Source organism: Streptomyces chartreusis (assembly GCF_008704715.1).
Lineage (GTDB): Bacteria > Actinomycetota > Actinomycetes > Streptomycetales > Streptomycetaceae > Streptomyces > Streptomyces chartreusis.
Window position 1 is genome coordinate 9,790,202 of the sequence record NZ_CP023689.1, and the last position, 19,666, is coordinate 9,809,867.

Consider the following 19,666-nt stretch of genomic DNA (forward strand, 5'->3'; position numbering starts at 1 on the left):
GGACCATGGCACAACGTGCAAGAAGGTGGCGCTCAGGCGCCGCGGCGACGGCCGCATTCGGCCTCGCCCTGACCGCGTGCAGCGGGGCGAAGGTCGGCGAGGACAACGCCGGGGCGGGCGGTGGTCCGGGGGAGTGCGGCACCTTCAACCTCGCTGTCAGCCCGTGGGTCGGCTACGAGGCGAACGCGGCCGTCATCGCCCACGTCGCGGAGAAGGAACTCGGCTGCAAGGTCGTCCAGAAGGACCTCAAGGCGGAGATCGGCTGGCAGGGCTTCGAGTCGGGCGAGGTCGACGCCATCGTGGAGAACTGGGGCCACGACGACCTGAAGAAGAAATACATCACCGAGCAGAAGACCGCCGTTAATCTCGGCCCGACCGGCAACAAGGGAATCATCGGCTGGTATATCCCGCCGTGGATCGCCAAGCAGTACCCGGACATCACCGACTGGCGGAACCTCGACAAGTACGCCGCGAAGTTCAAGACCTCCGAGTCGGGCAGCAAGGGCCAACTCCTCGACGGCGACCCGTCGTACCAGACCAATGACGAGGCCCTGGTGAAGAACCTGAAGCTGGACTTCAAGGTGGTGTACGCGGGCAGTGAGACCGCCCTGCTCCAGGCCTTCCGGGACGCCGAGAAGAACAAGAAGTGGGTGATCGGCTACTTCTACGAGCCGCAGTGGCTCTTCTCGGAGGTGCCGCTCGTCCACATCGACCTGCCCAAGCACACGGCGGGCTGTGACGCCGATCCCGCGAAGGTGGCCTGCGACTATCCCGTGTTCGACCTCGACAAGATCGTCAGCACCAGCTTCGCCAAGTCCGGCAGCCCGGGCTACGACCTGGTGAAGAACTTCACCTGGACCAACGACGACCAGAACACCGTCGCCAAATACATCGCGCTCGACAAGATGACACCGGAAGCGGCGGCGAAGAAGTGGGTCGAGGCGCACCCCGACAAGGTGAAGGCCTGGCTCGGATAACTACCGCTGCCGTGCGATGAGGGCCTGTGGCTACCGGTTGCGGGTGATCGTCTTGTGCTCGACATAACCGGTCAGGCCGACCTTGCCGTACTCACGGCCGATGCCGCTCGACTTGAAGCCGCCGAACGGACCGTCGAAGCTCATCGGGGCTCCGTTGAGGCTGACCGTGCCGGTGCGCAGCCGGCGTGCGACGGCGAGGGCCCAGTCGGGGTCCGTGGTCCAGATACCGCCGGACAGGCCGTACTCGGAGTCGTTGGCGATACGGACGGCGTCGTCCTCGTCGTCGTAGGCGATGACGGCCAGGACGGGGCCGAAGATCTCCTCCTGCGCGATCCGCATGGAGTTGTCCACGTCGGCGAACACGGTCGGGGTGACGTAGTTGCCCTGCTCCAGGCCCTCGGGGATCTCGGGACCGCCGGTCACCAGGCGGGCGCCTTCCTTGATGCCGATGCTGATGTAGTCGATGACGCGCTGCTGCTGGTCGCGGCGGATCATCGGGCCGATGAAGGTGTCGGGCGCGGACGGGTCGCCGACCTTCAGCGACTCCACCATCTCCTTCACCGCCGTGACGACCTCCTCGTAGCGGCTGCGCGGGGCGAGGATGCGGGTCTGAAGGATGCACGCCTCGCCGTTGTTGCCGAGCGCTCCGAAACGCAGGCCCTGCATGGCCGCTTCCAGGTCGGCGTCCTCCAGGACGAGGGCGGCGGACTTGCCGCCGAGCTCCAGGCCGACCCTCTTGAGGTGCTCACCGGCGATGGAGGCGATGCGCCGGCCGGCCCGGGTCGACCCGGTGAAGGAGATCTTGTCGACCCCGGGGTGCGAGACGAGGTACTCGCTGGTCTCCCGGTCCGCGGGAAGGATACTCAGCACGCCCTGCGGCAGGCCGGCCTCATGCCACAGCTCGGCCATGAGCGTCATGCTGAGGGAGTTCTCCGGGGACACCTTGAGCACGACGGTGTTGCCCGCGAGCAGCGCCGGGACGAGCTTGGCGATGGCGGCGGAGAACGGTGAGTTCCACGGGATGACCGCGGCGACCACGCCTATCGCCTCGCGCCGCACGATGGTGTCGAAGCCGACCGACGGATCGGCGGGCTCGACGATCTCCTCCCACCCGAACTCCTCGGCCGCCTTGAGGTAGCCGTTCACCTGCCGCGTCAGGAACGGCTGACCGGCCCTGGTGAACCAGCCTGCGGAACCGTTCTCCTTGGAGATCACCGCGGCGATCTCGTCGGCGCGTGCCGCCCGCAGGGCGTCGTAGCGGCGGACGATATCCATCCGCTCAGCGGGCGTGGTGTGCGGCCAGGGCCCCCGGTCGAAGGCCTCGCGGGCCGCGGTCACGGCCGCGTCCACGTCGGCGGGGGCGGCCTGCGCCACGCGGCCGAGGACGGACTGGTCGTGGGGCGAGAGGATGTCGAGCGGCAGCGCCGGGTCGCTGGGAGCGACCCACGAGCCACCGATGTAGAGCTTGTCGTGAACAGTCATGATCTCGATTCCTTGAGTGTGTGGACTGGCTGGGCGAGAGGGGTGAGGCGGCGGGGCGAGGGGAGTGACCGTCAGGCGGCCGGGTAGTCCGTGGAGCGGCTCACGTCGGCCCACTTCCTGGCCTCGGTCAGACGCGCTTCCTCCGACTCGACGGCGATGCCGAGGGCGTCGCTGCCGAGGAGGAGCCGGCGGGGCGGCTCGTCCGCTTCGACGGCGCGGATGATCGCTTCGGCCATACGGTCGGGGTCGCCGGGTTCGTTTCCGGCGTACTCGGCGAACCTGCGCTGCCAGGCGCCGACCGTCGACTCGTAGTCGGCGGTGACGGGCCCTGAGGGCTCCGCCGCTCCCTCCGCCCAGCCGGTACGGATGCCGCCGGGCTCCACGATGGTCACCTTCACGCCGAAGGGGGCGGCCTCGTTCGCCAGGACCTCGGAGAAGCCCTCGACCGCGAACTTGGCCGTCTGGTAGGCGCCGAGTCCGGGCGTACCACCCACTCGTCCGCCGATCGAGGAGATCTGCACGATGTGCCCGGACCGCTGGCGCCGCATGACCGGGAGCACCGCCCGCGTCACGTTGACGACGCCGTAGAGGTTGACCTCGACCTGTGCGCGGAACTCGTCCTCGTGAAAGTCCTCGATGGATCCGCTGGTGGCGTAGCCGGCGTTGTTGACCACGACGTCGATCGAACCGAATCGCTCGACCGCCGCGGCCACCACGTCCCGGACCTGCGACGGGGACGTGACATCCAGCGCGACTGTCTCGATCCGCTGCGGATACGCGGACCGCACGGACGCCAGCGCGTCCGGCTTGCGGGAGGTCACCACGACCCGGTCGCCGGCCTCCAGCGCCGCGAGGGCGAGGGCCTTGCCGAGGCCCTGCGATCCGCCGGTGATCAGCCAAGTTCGTGACATTGGGGATACCTCATCTCGTGGACTTGCCGCCCACTGGGCAGCGACTCCACTGTAGACGTTTTTTCCATAACTGCAACATCAATGTTGCAGTAACTGTATGTGATGCATCTCGACACAGGACGTTAGGTGGCCGAACGTCCACGATCCCGTAGAATCAGTCGATGATGAGAGCTGACGCCGCGCGCAATCTGAACGCCGTGCTCCGGGCCGGAGCCCGCCTTCTGGCGGAGGACCCGAGCACATCCATGGCGGCGATCGCCTCCGCCGCGGGCGTGGACCGCACTACGGTCCACCGCCGGTTCGCGAGCCGTGAAGCACTGCTCAGCGCGGTCTTCCAGGCCAAGCTCGACTCCGCGGAACGCGTACTCGACGAGGCGCGCCTCACGGAGGCGCCGGTCCCAGTGGCCCTGCACCGCTACGTGGAGGCGATCGTCCCCGTCAGCCGCGAGTGGCCGGTGGACACGCGCCGCATGATGCAGCAGGACCCGGAGGCGCGGGTCCGCCGTGAGGAGCAGAGCGCTCGGCTGGATGCGTTCATCCGCAGGGCGATCGACGAGGGCTGCATACGGGGGGAAGCCGACCCGACCTGGGCGCGCGCGGTCCTGGACCAGCTCGTCGACACTGTCGCCCACAAGTTCCACGACATGAAGCCCCCGCAGGCTGCCGACCTCGTGGTGGGGACGCTGTTGGGCGGGCTCGGGGCGGAGTCCTGATGACGGCTGTCGCCAGGGTGCGGCCCGGCGGACGACCGCACGTGACGCCGTTGCCGGCGGCCTGGAGTCTGGGTGGCATGCGCTTGAGGCTGTATCGAGTCGCGCCGGCCGTCGCATGCTTCACGTGGCCGGGCAGGTGACGATGATGTCCTCACTGCAGCAGAAGGTCCAAGGCGTCCTCGACGAACTCGTTGAGAGCGGGGCCGAGACGGGTCTGCAGATTGCCGTGTTCCACGAGGGTGCTCGTGTTGTCGACGCCGTGGCCGGCTTCGCCGACAGCCGGACCGGGCGCATGGCGACGCCCCGGACCCCCTTCTTCAGTTTCTCTGCCGGCAAGGTCATGACGTCGCTGATCGCTCACCTGCTGGTCAGGGACGGTGCCGTCGGATACGACACGCCAGTGGCCGACGTGTGGCCGGAGTTCGGTGCCCACGGCAAGGAGACGGCGACCCTTCGGCACGTGCTGACCCACTCGGTCGGCGTGCCGGCGATGCCTGGTGACATCGGCCCTGCCGACCTGACGGACTGGTCACGGGTCTGCGGCGCGATCGCCGACGCGGAACCGCGGTGGCGCCCTGGGACCGAGACGGGGTACCACGCATTCACCTACGGCTTCCTGGTCGGCGAGGTCGCACGCCGGGCCACCGGCAAACCGATGCGGCAGCTCCTGCACGAATGGATCGCCGTGCCCTTGGGCCTGGAAGGTGACCTGTACTTCGGTGTGCCCCGAGCCGACCTGGCCGGCCTGGCGCGACTCGAAGACGCCGTACCACCCCCGGTCGCCCCACCGGCCGGCGACGTCATTCTCGCGCCCTGGGAAATGCAGCCGACCGCGGCCATGGGCAATAGCGAGGAGATCCAGCTGGCGGACATCCCATCGGTCGGCACTTTCACCGCGCGAGGAATCGCCGCCATGAATGCTGCGATCCTCGACGGCCGCCTCATTGATCCACGCCAGCTCGACGAGTTGACGGCGGTGGCCTTCCAGGGCATCGACCAGGTCTTCGGCAACCAGGTGCGGCTGGCCCTGGGTTATCCACTCGGCCGTATCGGAACGCGGCCCGACGAGACGCCCACGACGTTCGGCTGGATCGGCGGTGGCGGCAGCTACGTGTATGCCGACACCGCCACCGGCACCTCCTTCGCCATGACCAAGACCCGTCTCACCCCGCACTTCAACACCGCACAACGACTCGCAGATCTGATCGCGGCTGAGACCAACCCACATGCTTGAGCACCGCCGAGCAGTCCCTACTCACCCAATTGCACATCGCCCAGCAAGACCTGCTGCCATTGGGCGTAGGGCGAGAGCGGGAAGAATCCGGTACATGCCCAGGCGGTGACGAACGGCTCCCACTCGTCCAGCGGTTCAGCGCTTACGTGCTTGATCCCGAGTGTCTCGCCGAGTGTGCCCTCTTTGGGCAGCTTCGCGGTGCGCGCATGCTGTATCCAGGGAACGGCTGTCGGCCCCTCGTCAAGCTCACCGGCCTGCGCTTCCCCCATCATGACTTGCTGCCACTGAGCGGTGGGGGAGAGGGAGAACGTCCCAGTGCACACCCAGGCCGTGACGAATCGCTCCCAAGCCGTAATGGGGTTGTGGTTCACGTGCTCAACCAAGCCTGAGGTGCCGAACGCGGCCGTCTTCGGGAGTTTTGCGGTGGGGGAGTGCTGGACCATCGGGAAGGTGGCGTCGTCCCCCGTCTCGCCTGGCTGTGTTTCCCCGAGCTGGAATTGCTGCCATTCGGCAATGTTGCCCACGAGACCGCCGTGGCCAGTGCACACCCAAATCGTCACGAAGGGTTCCCAGGCCGTAAGTGGATTGGGGTTCACGTGCCGGATGAAGAGGTGTTCACCCAGCTCGGCCACTCTGGGAAGCCTCGCGGTGTCTGAACCCTGAACCACAGTGTTGACCATCGCCACCTCCGCAGGTAGACGATTGTGTCCGCGGTGCGTAGCCGCACTGATAAGTGTTTCTCGGGCACTGCGGCTGTGCGAGTCGATCAGTGGCAGGGCACGGCAGCCGCGGCGCGGACCACGACGAGGCTGCCGCCCTACCACGTACGACGGCGCGCGGAGCCTGTTTTCGTCGGAACTCTCCCTCGTCGTCCCCGTTTGCGCATGATGGAGCGGCGCCTCAGTTGGTGCGATGAGGGGGATGGGGCGATGGGGAAGATTGGGCTGCTCTCGGACAATGCGATCTCCGGTGCATCCGGTGATGCGTTCGGGTTTCTGGCACATGCCCGTGTTCTGTGTGACGCGCTGGAAGGGACGGATGACCTTCCGCTCGCCGTGGGCATTTTCGGCCCATGGGGCATGGGCAAGTCGAGTTTCATGAATATCTGCCGCGACCTGCTGCGGCAGCGCGAGATTCCTGCCATCTGGTTCAACCCTTGGAAGTACGACCAGAAGGACGAGATCTGGCACGCGCTCATTCAGACCGTACTCACCGAAATGGCCATCGATCTGGAGAGGCGTCGGAGCGAGGCCGGCGAATCGAAGCGTGAGCGGTTGACCCAGACGCTGGCCACCGTACGGCAGTTGAGTCAGGCGGCTGCCTGGCTCCTCGCCCGGCGGGCCGCCGGTCCGCTGACCGGCGGCTTGCTCGCGGCCGATGACGTCGATCGTTTCCAAGACGCGATCACCGCCTCGGATGCCGCGGCATACCGCCATGTCAATCACTTCGAGGAGGACTTCAGGGAGGTCGTCCACCGGTACACCGACGGCGGTCGACTCGTCCTCTTCGTCGACGACCTCGACCGCTGTACCCAGGACGCGGCAATCACCGTACTGGACTCCCTGAAACTGTTTCTCGGCGAGGCGTCCTGCGTCTTCGTGCTGGCGATGGACCAACAGGTGATCACCGAGGCGGCCGGACGGAAGGCGGGCGGCGACGAACCGGACCTCGTCCGCGGCCAGCAGTACCTGGAAAAGCTGATCCACTTCCCCTACCACCTGCCCGGAGTGCCGTTCGAAGCGCTCTACCGGCAATTGCAGACGAAGCTCCGGCCACCGGAACTGGCCGGCTCGGGGGAACTCTGGGAACTGATCCAGTCCGCATTCGGCGCCAATCCCCGCCGGGTACGCAGATTCATCAATGGACTCAATCTCACCGCCGCGACCCTGGAGCTGCAACAGCCGCCGTCCGTACGGCGATTGCTGCACGCCGGTGTGCTGCTGGCATTACGGATGCTGTACCCGTCCTTCTTCCTCGTCCTCCAGGAAGATCCGGCCATCTGGTTCCGCTTCGACGAGGCCGAGGCCCGCAAGACACAACTCGGCGGCCGGGACGAAACGGTGGCCCAGGAGAATCCAGGCGTACGACGGCTCCTCGCGGACGTCTCCGCGCATCGCGCAGGGTTCGACTTCCCGCCACCGCCCAACGAGCAGGAGATCAGGCTGCTCACCGAGATCCTCACGGTGACGGGCGGTCTGCCCTCGGCTCCTGAGGAGCAGTCATGAGCAACGCCGCTTCGGAGCGGGACCTCTTCCAGGCCACCGGCCCCCGCCACGTCATCGGACTCGACATCGGGGATGGCGAGAGCGCCCTGTGCTGGGTGTCGACGGACCCGGCCACCATGCGGGACGAGCCGAAGGTCTTCGAACGGGACACGAACGAGAAGAGCATCATCACGGCGATCGCCTGGGAGTACGGGAAGAATGACGACGAGGGCGACGCCACCCGGTTTCTGATCGGCGAAGAGGCCGTGTTGTCCGAGGACTGCCTCCAGTTCAGCGTGAACTTCAAAACCGCCTTCGACTCCGAACACCAAGTCATGCCACGCCAGGTGCCGTTCTCCCAGGCGCTGCTCCGCGAGTTCTTCCACCGCCATCCCGAGGTCCGGGAGCACTGCGCCGTGTACGTGGGGCATCCCGCCGGATGGCCAATGGATGCCGTCGAGGCGTATGCGAAGCAGTTCGGACCTCTCGACGTACCCGTGCGACTCATGCCGGAGTCGCAGTCCGCGCTCGTCCACGTCCGGGACCGTCACACGGAGGACCGCGGCAACACAGTCGATCGCGACGCGCTGCGGGAAGTGCTCATCGTCGACGTCGGATCCTCGACGACCGACTTCACCTTCGTCGACGATCTCGAACCGCGCAATCTGCCGGTGGGAGCCTCACTCGGCTGCCGACGGATCGATGACGCACTGGCTGCCCTCCTGCGTGCGGAACTCGCCGAGGACAAGGAATTCACCGACGCCCTGGCGATGCCCGGCGGAGCACAGATGCTCCGGCTCGTGTGCCGCCGCGCCAAGGAGGCACAGTTCTCGTCCGGCAACGGGGGCCGGGACAACTTCCGCAGCATGCCGCAAGGGTGTGCCACCCGTTTCGCGCCGATCGTCCACAAGGGCGGCGGCCGACTGCGCGGAGTGGAGATTCCCCGGCTGGTTGCCGCCCCCGGAGGCTGGGCGGACGACTTCCGCGCCGTATTGGCCCAAGCGAAGCGAGAACTCGGCTCGTCCCGACCTCAGTTGATCATCGTGACCGGCGGCGGCTCACGTATGCCGGTCGTCCGGGAAGCCTGCGCCGAGGCCTTCCCGGACGCGGAGGTACGGAACGACCCGACCCCCTCGTTCACCGTGGCCCGAGGTCTGGCGAGCGCCGGCCGGCACCGGGTCGGCGTGGACCGCTTTCGGCGCGACATCCGAGCCCTGAAGGACCAGACCGACTTCAACAACGAAATCCGCGCCGCGCTCCTCGAATCGTTCGACGAAATGATCAGCCTGCTGCGGCAGCGCGTCGAGCTGGAAGCGGGGAACGGCGGCGCCCAGTCGTCCACACCGCTGGACGAGCAGATCCGTGAAGTGGCCGACCTCGACGCGGTGTTCCGGCGCCTGCAAGCGAGACTGGAGGCCTCGTTGACGCCGCTCGTCCTGGACATCTGCCGTGCCTACGGAATCCGGGACGACCGGTTTCGACTCGACCTGACGGTGCCGAACATCGTCAGCGTGAAGATGACGGCACGTATCCGTGGTGTCCTGCGGACGGCGGGGGCAGCACAGGGGATCCTGACGACCGCCGGAGGCGCGACCGTGGCCGGGCGCGTTCTCATGAACGGCGCGGTGCAGGCGTTCCGGAAGGGGGGCGCCGGCCCGCTCCTCTTCGCGGCCGGAGCGGTGGCCGCCGCCGGTGCAGTGGTCGTCGGCAGCGCCGCGGGAATCGAATACGCGGCACGGTGGCGACTGCAGAGGGCGCTGGAGACGGCCAGCCTGGAGCCGACCGAGATCACTCGCCTCGTGGAAGAGGTCGCCGAGTCGATCGCGGAGCAGATGGACGACCGGGCGAGGGAGGTCGAGCGCTTCGTTCTGTCAGCCGGGTGAGCGCTGAAGTCCGGGCCGTGCTCGCCTTACGAACTCACGGAAAAGGATTTGAGCGGGGCCGCGCCCCGTTGTTACTTTCGCGGTGGACCGTGAAGTCGTCGTATGGAGGTGAGCCCCGTGAACACAGCTACCCGTGGGTGCTCCCTCATCCCGTCACGGTCCGGCGGCTGACGTTCGGTGTCGCCAGGAGCGCCTGAGACAGAGGCACTCCTGGAGGAGATTCCGATGGACACGAAGCCCTGCACATCTGGCCTGAGCGAGAACGCGGTGATGATCACGCGCGTCGCGGACAGGCAATGGCATGCCCTGGAAGACGACCTGGTGGTCGGCCGCGGGTATGCGAAGCACCGGCCCGACGGACGCTTGTTCGTCAGCATCGACGCCTGGCACGACGCCGCCTTCGACCGGCTCGCCGAGGCGATGCTGGCGGCACTGCCGGCGCCGCTGTACACGGTGGTCGACGAAGCCGACGTCGAGCTGACGGCCGGCTGGCGGCGGGCCGGGTTCACGACCCGGCGCCGCGAGTGGGAGTACGCCGTGCCGACCGACCCACGGGTCACCGGGCTCGACGAAGTCCTGCCGCCCTCGGGCGTCACGATCCTGCCCGCCGGCCAGGCGGACTCGGGTCTCCTGCGGGCGGTGGACCGCGCGATCCGTGACGAAGTCGAAGCGACCGCCGGCTGGCAGTCGATGCCCGCGGAGGTGATTCCCCGCCCCGAAGGCGACACCATCGTCGACCCGTCGAAATACGCGGTGGCCGCGACGCCGGACCGCTACCTGGGCCTGATCCGGGTGGTGACGGTGAACCGGCCGCGCATCGGGATCGTCGCGGTCCGGGCCGGGGAGCAGCGCCGCGGCATCGCCCGTTCACTGCTGGCCCACGCACTGGGGACGCTCCACAACTCCGGCTTCACCGAGGCCTGGACGGAGGTCCACGAGTCCAACCGACCAGCCACGGCACTGTTCGAGGGCATCGGCGCCCGACCGATGAGCAGCAACCTGGAGCTGGTGCGATGACGAAGCACAAGAACGTCATCGAGGTCGAGGGCAAGGTCGTCGAGTGCCTGCGCAGCGCCATGTTCACCGTGGAGCTCGACAATGGCCACCAGGTGCTCGCGCACATCAGCGGCAAGATCCGCAAGAACTACATCAAGATCGTGCTGGAGGACCGCGTACTGGTGGAACTCCCGCCGTACGACCTGACGCGCGGCCGGATCGTGTTCCGGTACCGGAACTAGCGCCGGCCGGTAGCTGCCGCGGTGTCTGAGCCTCGGGCCTCGGTCATGGCATTTCCGTGACCGAGGCCCTGACGACGATCAGGCCTTGAGCCCCACACCGCCGAACATGGCCACCTCGGCCGGCAGATCCGTCTCGCTGTCGTCCGAGCGCCAGCGGTTGCAGGACACGACGCCCGGCTCGAGGAGTTCGAGGCCGTCGAAAAACCCGGCGATGTGTTCCGGTGTGCGCTGGGTCAGCTTGGGTGTGCCGTGTTCGTTCCAGAACGCCACCGCCGCGTCGACGTCCGGCATGTCCGGGCGCGTGATGGTGTGCGAGAGGGCGAGGTGGCTGCCCGCGGGCAGGCGGTCCATCAGACGGCGCACGATGCCGGACGCCTCGTCGTCGTCCTCGATGAAGATGACGACGCCGAGCAGCATGAGTGCCACGGGCCGGCTGAAGTCCAGGGTCTTTGCGGCCTGCTCCAGGATGGTGTCGACGTTGCGCAGGTCCTCGTCGAGATAGTCGGTGCGGCCCTCGGGCGTGCTGGTCAGCAGGGCTTCCGCGTGGGCCAGCACGATCGGGTCGTTGTCGACGTAGACGATGCGGGACTCCGGCGCGATGCGCTGGGCGACCTCGTGGGTGTTGTCGGCCGTCGGCAGGCCGGTGCCGATGTCGAGGAACTGCCGTATCCCGCGCTCGCCGGCGAGGTACTGCACGGCACGCCCGAGGAACTGCCGGTCGGCGAGGGCGTAGTCGCCGATGCCCGGGTGCAACGTACGGATCTGGTCGCCGGCGGCCTGGTCGACCTCGTAGTTGTCCTTGCCGCCCAGCCAGTAGTTCCAGATTCGGGCCGTGTGCGGCTGGTCGGTCTTGATTCGCTTGCGCGCCTCGGTCGAGGCGGCGGGAATCTCGGTCACGCGATGTCCTCCGGATCAGCCCGATTTGGGGTCAAGGAGCAACTTAGCGCCAGTAGTTGAGGGTGTGCGACTTCCAGCGAATACCTCTCGCTGCACCGCTCTTTACATCGATGTAATGACCGTGGTGCCATAGACAGCCGTCAGCTCATGCAGCGCTGTTCGCGAACCAAGCGAACCAAGCGGTCCAAGCCGTTCAAGCCGTTCAAGCCGCCCGCAGTCCAAGGCACTTCGAGAGATGTGGGGAGTCGCCGATGCGCGCTCGTTCCGTCACCACCTTGGTGACCGCCCTGTTCGCCCTGCTCGTCAGCCTGGTCTGGGTGCCGCAGGCCACCAGCGCCGCCACCGCCACTCAGCGGGTGGCCGACGCCGCACCGGTGGCAGCCGCGGCGGCAGGTACCTTCCGCAATCCGCTCAACACCGGACCCGACCCGTTCATGACGTACGCGAACGGGGCGTACCACCTCACCACCACGCAGGGCGACAGCATCAAGATGTGGCGCTCCTCCTCACTGAGCACTCTGCTCAAGGCCGACCCGATCACGGTGTGGAGAGACACCGACGCCTCACGCAACCAGCACATCTGGGCAGCCGAGTTCTACCGCTTCAACAACCGCTGGTACATGTACTACACGGCCGACGACGGAGTGGACGACCACCACCGGCTGTACGTCCTCGAATCGCAGGGCGACGATCCGGCCGGGCCGTACCACTTCAAGGCGAAGCTCACCCCGCCCAACCACACCAACGACTTCGCCATCGACCCCGGAATCCTCCAGCACAACGGCAAGCTGTACCTCGCCTACAGCGGCATCAACGCCTATCAGCACAACGGCCTCAACATCGCGCCCATGTCGAACCCCTACACCGTCTCCGGCAACGCCATCGCCCTGGACGGCGCCGGAGGTTGCCCCGAGGTCCGTGAAGGCCCCGAGTTCCTGTACCGCAACGGCCGCACCTGGATGACGTACTCGGCGTGCGACACCGGCAAGCCCGACTACCAGGTCTGGATGATGTCCCTGCCCAATGGCGCCGACCCCCTGGTGCCCGGCAACTGGACCCAGCACAGCGGGCCCGTCTTCTCGCGCAACGACGCCAGAGGCGTGTTCGGTCCCGGCCACCACGCCTTCTTCCGTTCCCCCGACGGAACCGAGGACTGGATCATCTACCACGCCAAGACCACGTCGGTCTTCACCTACAGCAACCGCACGACCCGTGCCCAGAAGATCGGCTGGCGTGCCGACGGCAGCCCCGACCTCGGTACCCCGCTCGCACTGGGCGCGACACAGGACCTGCCCTCCGGCGACCCCAGGTCGGGCAACTACTGGATCAACGACGACGGCCGTTCCAGCGGCAGCGGCACAGTGACTTACCAGGGTGCCTGGAATTCGGGCACCGGCTGCGCGGCGCAGTGCTTCTGGAGCGACGACCACTGGAGCGACCGGGCCGGCAACACCGCGACCTTCAGCTTCACCGGCACCAGGATCGCGCTGCTGTCCGTGAACGACACGGGCAACGGCATCGCGGGCATCCGCATCGACGGCGGCGCCGAACAACGCGTCGACTTCTACGGAGCGATCCGCACCGGTGAGACACTCCAGTACCTCAGCCCACGCCTGCCGTACGGCACGCACACGCTACAAGTCCGCGTCACCGGGGAACGCAACTCCTCCGCCGGGGCAGCGTTCGTGAGCGTGGACCGCGCCGAGGTCTACACCGACTGACAGTCCCCGCACCGGGGCGACGGCACCGAGCACGGGCCGCGCCCCGGCGGCGGGGCCGTCGTTCTCTGTGCGATGGCCTCGATGTCACATGCGCACGTACGTCTCGGTGTCCTCGGCGAAGTCCGTCAACGCCTGGTCGGTGAGAGTCGGTCGGGTCTTCTCGATGGCCCGCAGATAGTCCCCGGTGCCTGCGGGTGCGCCGTCCCCTTGAGTCACCTCGCGCTCGAAAGCGGTCTGGGCGCCCTTGCGAGCGGCGAACTCGATGTCTGCGGGCGTGAACATCGCGCTGGCCTCCACCAGGCGGTCGAGGTCGACGTGGATGGCCGCAGGTCCGAGGTAGCGGCGCCATACTGCCGATCGGGCTTCCGGATCCGGCGGGCCGACGGGGATGACGTAGTCGAAGCGCCCGGGGCGGAGGAACGCCGGATCGAGGCGGCGGACGGAATTCGTGGCGCAGATCAGGAGGCGGTCGTCGTGGTCGCGGAAGCCGGGGATGAGCTTGAGGAGTTCGTTGGTGACGCCGTGGCTGGGGTCGACGGCCGTTCCGGAGCGGGCGGCGGCGATCTCCTCCACCTCATCGATGAAGAGCACCACCGTCTCCAGTTCGGCGAGCTCGGTGAACGTCTCCCGCAGGGAGAGCGCCAGCCCGCCTTCGCGCGACGATGCGAGCCGGGAGGGGAAGAGTTCGACGAAGGGCCACTGCAGGCGTGAGGCGACCGCTCGGGCGAAGCTGGTCTTGCCGGTGCCGGGCGGCCCGAAGAGGATGACCGCCTTCGGTGGCCGCACTCCGTACTGCTCGGCCAGCGCGGGTCGGGCAAGCGGCAGGACGATCCGGCGCTCGATGGCTTCCTTCACGCTTTCCATGCCTGCGAGGCTCTCCCACAGACCGTCGGGAAGCATCCTCCCCCCGAGGTCCGCGAGGAGGCCCGCGTCGCTCGCGCCGAGCTGCTCCACCTTCTCGTAGAAGACGAGCCCCGCCCGGGAGCGGTAGCCGGAGTTCTCCAAGGCGGTGGTTCCGGTGACCCCTGGTGCGAGCAGCGCGCCGATCCGGCGGATCCCTTGTGCCCACAGGCGCCGCTCGATCTCGGCGATCAAGGCGCTCCCTATGCCGCGCCTACGCCAGGCCGAGGCCAGGGCCACCAGGACGATCCAGCCTCTCTCGCCATGGGCCTGTGCCACGGCGACGCCGACGAGTTCGTCGCCGACCACCGCCACCACCGCCGGGCCTCCGGACCTGGCCGAGGTCACGACTTCCGACAGAGGGAAGGCGCCGGTTGTCTCGTCCGCCTGCTGGTTCTGGTCCCAGATCTGGATGGCGCGGTCGAGGTCATCGTCGTGGAAGTCCCGCAAACGCCATGCCGGCATCGCCATCACCTTCGCGAAGTGCCATCACGGCTCCCCGGGGGTGGGGACGTGATGCTCCCAGCAACGGGACCTCGCCGAACAGCAGGCCGTCCGATTCACGGCTGACGACGGCCGGTCACGACGCCAGGAGCCTGCGCTTCTGCTCCTCGAACTCGGCCTCGGAAAGCACGCCTTGTTCCTTGAGGTCGCCGAGCTGCTTCAGCTGTTCGATCTTTGTGGTCATGTCGGGGGCCGGTGGCTCGGCGCTGGGCGCCGGCTGGGGTGCGGGGGCTGCCGCGTACGCATTCTGCTCCTGCGCCGCCCAGCGGCCCTGCTGGCGGCGGGAGACCCGGTTCGACACGGCGGTCGCCGTTCCGGCGACGACGGCGGTGCGAGCGACCCCGCGGAGGAGACCTGGCATGACCGTTTCCCTTCTCTGCGTCAACCGTGGCCGGCGTCAGCCGCGATCGACATCCGCCGCGAACGTCATCAGCCACGATCACTCGTTCAGCGAGCGGCCTCCGTCGCATCGAGCGCCGCGACGAACGCGTCCACCGGGATCCGACCGGACGCGACCAGCCTGGCACCGCCACGGCGCAGGGCAGCGGCGAAGGGCGCGGCCCACCGGTTCTCGTAGACGAGGATGCCCGCGGAGCTGCCCGGCTCCAGCGCGGTGGCCGCCTCCTCCAGGTCGTCCTGGCCCAGAAGGCCGGACGACGCGCCCTCGAAGACGGACAGGTCGAGCTCGCCGTCGCCGGTGAGGTCGGCGATCTCCATGCCGGTCACGGATCCGTCGGCGTCCTTCCGGACGAACATCAGGTCCAGGATCCGGATGATGCCGCGGTCCACGAGGTCGACCAGGAGGGGCAGGCCCTCGCCCGTCATCCGGTTGCCGGGGAACTCGACGACCAGGTAGTCGATCGGGCCAACGTCTTCAAGTTCGTCGCTCACGGTGTCACCTCTGGTGCTCGCGGCAGCCCCCAGTGACGCCCCGCGCCTCATCGGCAGCACCGGGCGGCCATCACCTCAATTGCAGCACCGGGCGGCGGCGACCGCACCTCGGTGTCCGTTCCAGGCCATGGCCGCAGGCGACGGGGTCAACCGGGCCAGGCCATGGCCGCGCGCGACCCGTGCAACCGTTCCAGGCCATCGCCGGGCATGATCGGTTCAACCGGTCACACGCCGCCGATCTTGCCCACCGCGTCACGGACGGAGTCGAGCGCGTCCACGAGGGCGTTGTTCCGCCTCCCGCGCGCCGCTCGGTCCTCCGGCACCAGCCGCGCGGCGACCTGCACGGCGTGGGCGTCCGGGTCGCCGAAAGCGGTCCGCGGGTCCTCTCCGGTCTCCTCGCAGTGCGTCGTGACCTCCTTGACCGCCTGGAGCACGATCGCCCGGTCCACACCCGGCTGCGTGACCAGCCGTACCTGGAAACGTGCCATCCACTTCTCGCGGTCCTTGTCCTTCGCCGCGTCCGTCGTCCGGTCCTTCTTCGCCACGTGCTCTCCCGGGTGATCGACAGCTGTCTGTCGTGAAGTTGGACGTTGAGATTCCGCAGCGGGTTGCGCGGGCGCGGGTAGTTGTCGGACTCCTGGCGCCCTGCGCTGTGCCACCCCCCGATCGGCGGGGCCCCGTCAGACCTCGGTATGACTTTCCGTCAGCACAGTGAACGCACAGCCACTCGTTTCACCTCTTGCACGGTGCACCCCCCCAACTGAGGAGGAACGCGCTGTGCGTTCACGCAGACGTATACGTACGAACCCTGCCGGGCCCATGGTCGTCGCGCTCGCCGCGGTCGGCACCGCGCTGGCCGTGCCGCTCTCACCCGCCTCGGCCGCCGAGCCGGCCGCACGGGCCGACCTCCGTGCCGACGTGAACCGCGACGGGCAGGTCGATGTCGGCGGCAGCACCGACACGACGGGAGAGGACACCTGGTCCTCGGGCAGGGGAGCGGTCTACCTGCCCAACATCGACGATGACACCAAGCGCTGCCCGGTCACCGGACCCGGCGGCAGGCCGCTGTCCGACGCCAAGCTGGCCGCGTGCAACGACGCCTCCGACACCAAGGTGAACGGCCCGGCCGACGCCGCCGACCTCGCCCGTATCCGCTCGGTACCGATGCGGGGCCTGCCGTCCGGCGCCAAGGGCAGATTCAAGGTCACCACCGGTGCCAAGCAGACCCGCGTCTACCTCAAGCGTGCGGGCAACTGGGTCATGATCACGCCGCAGACGAGCCTGTCGGCGGCCGAGCTGCGTTCCGGCGTGGAGTTCGGGGTCGAGGCCACCGACATCATCCGGGACACCCGGAAGTGGGACGGCAGGACGGTCATCCGTCTCACCGTGACGGCCGGCGGCCAGAGCACCTCCGACTCCGTCACCCTGCGCGTCGCTCCGCTCCTCACCCACCACCATCTGCAGAAGGCCCAGCAGATGATGGTCACCAAGCTGAATCGTGACGCGGACTGGAGCGGGCTCCAGGGCAAGTTCGTCACCGACCTGAAGAAGGAGGCGGAGAAGGCAGGCATCACCCGGCCGCTGGTGACGTTCGACAAGTATCAGGACCCCTGGGCGCAGGACTTCGTCGAGCCGGCGTACGTGAGCATGACCGGGACGAACGGGCGCCGGCACGTGATGCGTGTGATGCTGCGCTCCGCGCAACCGGACCGTGAGGCCGGGCGTGAGCTGTTCGAGAAGGTCCGCGGACGGGACATCGGGGTCGTGCAGGCCTTCGATGCGTCGGCACCGGCGGACTGGTCGCTCAACTCCATGGGGAACCTGGAGACCATCCCGCCGTACGCCCACAACGGCCGTTCGTTCCCGGCCGGACGGATCATCATGGGGTGGCGCAAGGACAGCGGCGAGCGGCCCTCGGCGACGATGCGCACCTTGCTGAAGTCCCAGGGATTCCAGGACCCGCTGCTCCTGGACACCTCCTGGCTGGAGGTCGGGCACGTCGACGAGTTCGTGCAGTTCCTGCCCGCCGACACCCCGCGCGGCTGGCGGATCGGCGTTGCCGACCCCGAGGCCGGGCTGCAGTTGCTGCGCGACGCCAAGCAGGCGGGCCATGGCGGCACCAAGATGTTCTCCGTCCCGGGCCTCGGCGGCTCGCCGCCGCTTCCGGACACCATCGACCAGGCACTGGCCTCGCGACACCTGGTGTCCGACAACAACATGGCGGCCCAGCGGATCGCGGCCAATCTGGAGATCCTCAAGCGTGAGACCGGCGTGACCGACGACGAGATCGTGCGCGTGCCGGCCCTTTACACCCGCGGGTCGATGGCCCGTACCGAGGGCGGCGACGACGTTCGCGTGCCGCGACTGACGCGCATGGGCGGGAACACGCCCCTGCCGGACGAGGTGAAGGAGCACGGCCAGCAGCGGTGGCTGTCCAGGGGCGGCAACGACTCCGCTCGGGCTGCACGGGCGACCGTCGCGACGAGCGCGTACGTGCCCGGAGCGGTCAACGGCATCCTGCTCAGCCGCGACCGCTACCTTGCGCCCCGCCAGTGGGGTCCCGTCATCGGCGGCAAGGACATCTTCACCCAGGCCGTCACGGCCGCCTATGTGAAGGCGGGCATGAAGGTGTCGTACATCGACGACTGGTACACGTACCACCTCGGCATGGGCGAGGTGCACTGCGGCACCAACACGCTGCGCGACGCGTCCGCCGCCTGGTGGAAGCAGTAGCGCCGGTTGCCTCGCCCTGCGGCCGGTGACGGCTGGGGCCGCTCGTCACTTCCGCGACTCGCGTGCGGGGGCGCCGAGCGGTCTCACCGGCCGAGGAGGCAGAGCGGAACGGCGCCTAGGACGGGCTGTCCGTCGCGTCCGCCATCGCCGGTTCTGCGGCCTTCTGACCCGGCAGCCTCCGGAGCCGTCCGACGAGGCCGCCGCCTGGTCCCCTGGTCCGGTGGCCCTCTACGCGCGGGTCGTCCGTGACGTCGTACCGCTTCACGTACGCCCCGAGGAACGCCTGCAACGTGGCGACCGCGGGGATGGCGATCAGGGCACCGACCGCGCCGAGGAGGGCCGTGCCGGCGATGACCGAGCCGAAGGCGACGGCCGGGTGGATGTCGACGGTCTTGGCGGTCAGCTTCGGCTGGAGCAGGTAGTTCTCGAACTGCTGGTAGACCACGACGAAGATCAGCACCCACAGCGCGTACCAGGGGTCGACCGTGAACGCGATCAGCATGGGCAGGGCGCCCGCGAGATACGTGCCGATCGTGGGGATGAACTGCGACACGAGCCCGACCCACATGGCCAGCACGGGCGCGTAGGGAACGCCCAGCGCTTCGAGCATGATGTAGTGCGCGACGCCGGAGACGAGCGCCATCAGGCCGCGCGAGTGGATGTAGCCGCCCGTCTTGGCGACGGCGATCTCCCACGCCCGCAGTACCTCGGCCTGCTTGGCGGGCGGCAGGACGGAGCAGATCGCGCGGCGCAGGCGGGGGCCGTCGGCGGCGAAGTAGAACGAGAACAGAGTGATCGTCAGCAGCCGGAAGAGGCCGCCGAGGACCTGGGCGGACACGTCCAGGACGCCGGTCGCGCTGTTCTCGACGTACTCGCGCAGCCACGCGGAGCGGAGCAGGCCTTCCTGGACGTCCACCCGCTTCAGGTCGGTCTTGAAGTGCGCGTTGACCCAGTTGATGACGGAGTCGAGGTACGCCGGGAAATCCTCGACGATCTTGATGACCTGCTCGGCGAGCACGGAGCCGAGCAGCGTGACGAAACCGGAGGTCGCGACCACGAGGCCGAGGAAGACCAGGAAGGCGGCAAGTCCTCTGCGCATGCCGCGCGCCGCCATCCGGCTCACCGCGGGCTCGATCGCGAGGGCCAGGAAGAACGCTATGAGGATGTTGATCAGCAGCCCGAGGAGCTGGTGGAAGGCCCAGCTGCCCAGCTGGAACACTCCGACCAGCAGCAGCGCGAGCACCATGGACCGCGGCAGCCAGCGCGGCATGCGGGCGCCGGGCCCGGTCGCCTGTCCGGCCTCTGGTCGGGGGTTCGGTGCCGGGTCGGATGCCGGCGCCTGCGGATAGGCCTGACCGGCCTCGTCTGTGCGTGCCAC

Annotated in this window: 18 protein-coding genes; 9 read left to right on the forward strand and 9 right to left on the reverse strand. The window is 68.2% G+C overall.

Annotated elements, in window-relative coordinates:
• The first annotated feature begins 5 nt into the window (after nt 1-5).
• Entirely contained in the window at nt 6-977 is a 972-nt protein-coding gene (locus CP983_RS43200; protein WP_150506091.1) for an ABC transporter substrate-binding protein, read from the forward strand.
• Between the two features lie 30 nt (nt 978-1,007).
• On the opposite strand, the gene CP983_RS43205 is transcribed toward CP983_RS43200, so the two are convergent.
• Both CP983_RS43205 and CP983_RS43210 read right to left on the reverse strand, forming a co-directional pair.
• Nucleotides 1,008-2,459 carry an aldehyde dehydrogenase gene (locus tag CP983_RS43205; RefSeq protein ID WP_150506093.1) on the reverse strand — a complete coding sequence of 484 codons (1,452 nt, stop codon included), beginning with the start codon at nt 2,457-2,459 and terminating at the stop codon, nt 1,008-1,010.
• A gap of 71 nt (nt 2,460-2,530) precedes the next feature.
• Nucleotides 2,531-3,370 carry an oxidoreductase gene (locus CP983_RS43210; RefSeq protein WP_150506095.1) on the reverse strand — a complete coding sequence of 280 codons (840 nt, stop codon included), beginning with the start codon at nt 3,368-3,370 and terminating at the stop codon, nt 2,531-2,533.
• 161 nt (nt 3,371-3,531) lie between these two features.
• On the opposite strand from CP983_RS43210, the gene CP983_RS43215 reads away from it, so the two are divergent.
• Together CP983_RS43215 and CP983_RS43220 are read left to right on the forward strand one after the other, a co-directional pair.
• Entirely contained in the window at nt 3,532-4,083 is a 552-nt protein-coding gene (locus tag CP983_RS43215; RefSeq protein WP_308403370.1) for a TetR/AcrR family transcriptional regulator, read from the forward strand.
• 145 nt (nt 4,084-4,228) lie between these two features.
• Nucleotides 4,229-5,317, forward strand: a complete 1,089-nt coding sequence (locus CP983_RS43220; protein ID WP_189748930.1) for a serine hydrolase domain-containing protein — start codon at nt 4,229-4,231, stop codon at nt 5,315-5,317.
• A gap of 17 nt (nt 5,318-5,334) precedes the next feature.
• Here the strand turns inward: CP983_RS43220 and CP983_RS43225 are convergent, their stop codons facing one another.
• Nucleotides 5,335-5,949 (reverse strand): hypothetical protein, encoded by a 615-nt coding sequence (locus tag CP983_RS43225; RefSeq protein WP_150506097.1) that lies wholly within the window; start codon nt 5,947-5,949, stop codon nt 5,335-5,337.
• 297 nt (nt 5,950-6,246) lie between these two features.
• On the opposite strand from CP983_RS43225, the gene CP983_RS43230 reads away from it, so the two are divergent.
• The 4 genes from CP983_RS43230 (at nt 6,247) to infA (ending at nt 10,642) form a co-directional block, all read left to right on the forward strand.
• Nucleotides 6,247-7,542 (forward strand): KAP family P-loop NTPase fold protein, encoded by a 1,296-nt coding sequence (locus CP983_RS43230; protein WP_167537850.1) that lies wholly within the window; start codon nt 6,247-6,249, stop codon nt 7,540-7,542.
• Entirely contained in the window at nt 7,539-9,404 is a 1,866-nt protein-coding gene (locus CP983_RS43235; RefSeq protein WP_150506101.1) for an acetate and sugar kinases/Hsc70/actin family protein, read from the forward strand. Before CP983_RS43230 ends, CP983_RS43235 begins: the two co-directional genes overlap by 4 nt.
• 225 nt (nt 9,405-9,629) lie before the next feature.
• Nucleotides 9,630-10,421: a GNAT family N-acetyltransferase gene (locus CP983_RS43240; RefSeq protein WP_150506103.1), complete on the forward strand. Its 792-nt coding sequence runs from the start codon at nt 9,630-9,632 to the stop codon at nt 10,419-10,421.
• Complete coding sequence (gene infA, locus CP983_RS43245; RefSeq protein WP_030967176.1) at nt 10,418-10,642, forward strand: translation initiation factor IF-1; 225 nt, start codon at nt 10,418-10,420, stop codon at nt 10,640-10,642. The genes CP983_RS43240 and infA overlap by 4 nt, the downstream gene beginning before the upstream one ends.
• 78 nt (nt 10,643-10,720) lie before the next feature.
• Here infA and CP983_RS43250 read toward each other — a convergent pair whose 3' ends face one another.
• On the reverse strand, nt 10,721-11,539 hold the full coding sequence (locus CP983_RS43250; protein ID WP_150506105.1) for an SAM-dependent methyltransferase: 819 nt from the start codon (nt 11,537-11,539) through the stop codon (nt 10,721-10,723).
• A 251-nt stretch (nt 11,540-11,790) separates the two neighbouring features.
• Between CP983_RS43250 and CP983_RS43255 the strand changes: the two genes are divergently transcribed.
• Complete coding sequence (locus CP983_RS43255; RefSeq protein ID WP_150506107.1) at nt 11,791-13,260, forward strand: glycoside hydrolase family 43 protein; 1,470 nt, start codon at nt 11,791-11,793, stop codon at nt 13,258-13,260.
• An 84-nt stretch (nt 13,261-13,344) separates the two neighbouring features.
• On the opposite strand, the gene CP983_RS43260 is transcribed toward CP983_RS43255, so the two are convergent.
• The 4 genes from CP983_RS43260 to CP983_RS43275 all read right to left on the reverse strand — a co-directional run bounded on the left by CP983_RS43260 (nt 13,345) and on the right by CP983_RS43275 (nt 16,100).
• Entirely contained in the window at nt 13,345-14,631 is a 1,287-nt protein-coding gene (locus tag CP983_RS43260; protein ID WP_208852852.1) for an ATP-binding protein, read from the reverse strand.
• A gap of 109 nt (nt 14,632-14,740) precedes the next feature.
• Nucleotides 14,741-15,025 carry an SHOCT domain-containing protein gene (locus CP983_RS43265; RefSeq protein WP_107906309.1) on the reverse strand — a complete coding sequence of 95 codons (285 nt, stop codon included), beginning with the start codon at nt 15,023-15,025 and terminating at the stop codon, nt 14,741-14,743.
• A gap of 86 nt (nt 15,026-15,111) precedes the next feature.
• Nucleotides 15,112-15,555: a DUF6325 family protein gene (locus CP983_RS43270; protein ID WP_189748889.1), complete on the reverse strand. Its 444-nt coding sequence runs from the start codon at nt 15,553-15,555 to the stop codon at nt 15,112-15,114.
• A gap of 224 nt (nt 15,556-15,779) precedes the next feature.
• Nucleotides 15,780-16,100: a hypothetical protein gene (locus CP983_RS43275; protein ID WP_125526190.1), complete on the reverse strand. Its 321-nt coding sequence runs from the start codon at nt 16,098-16,100 to the stop codon at nt 15,780-15,782.
• A 274-nt stretch (nt 16,101-16,374) separates the two neighbouring features.
• Here CP983_RS43275 and CP983_RS43280 point away from each other — a divergent pair, with 274 nt between their 5' ends.
• Complete coding sequence (locus tag CP983_RS43280) at nt 16,375-18,288, forward strand: protein-arginine deiminase domain-containing protein (RefSeq protein ID WP_150506111.1); 1,914 nt, start codon at nt 16,375-16,377, stop codon at nt 18,286-18,288.
• Nucleotides 18,289-18,403: 115 nt separating this feature from the next.
• Here CP983_RS43280 and CP983_RS43285 read toward each other — a convergent pair whose 3' ends face one another.
• A complete protein-coding gene (locus tag CP983_RS43285; protein ID WP_150506113.1) occupies nt 18,404-19,666 on the reverse strand; it encodes an AI-2E family transporter in 1,263 nt (420 codons plus the stop codon).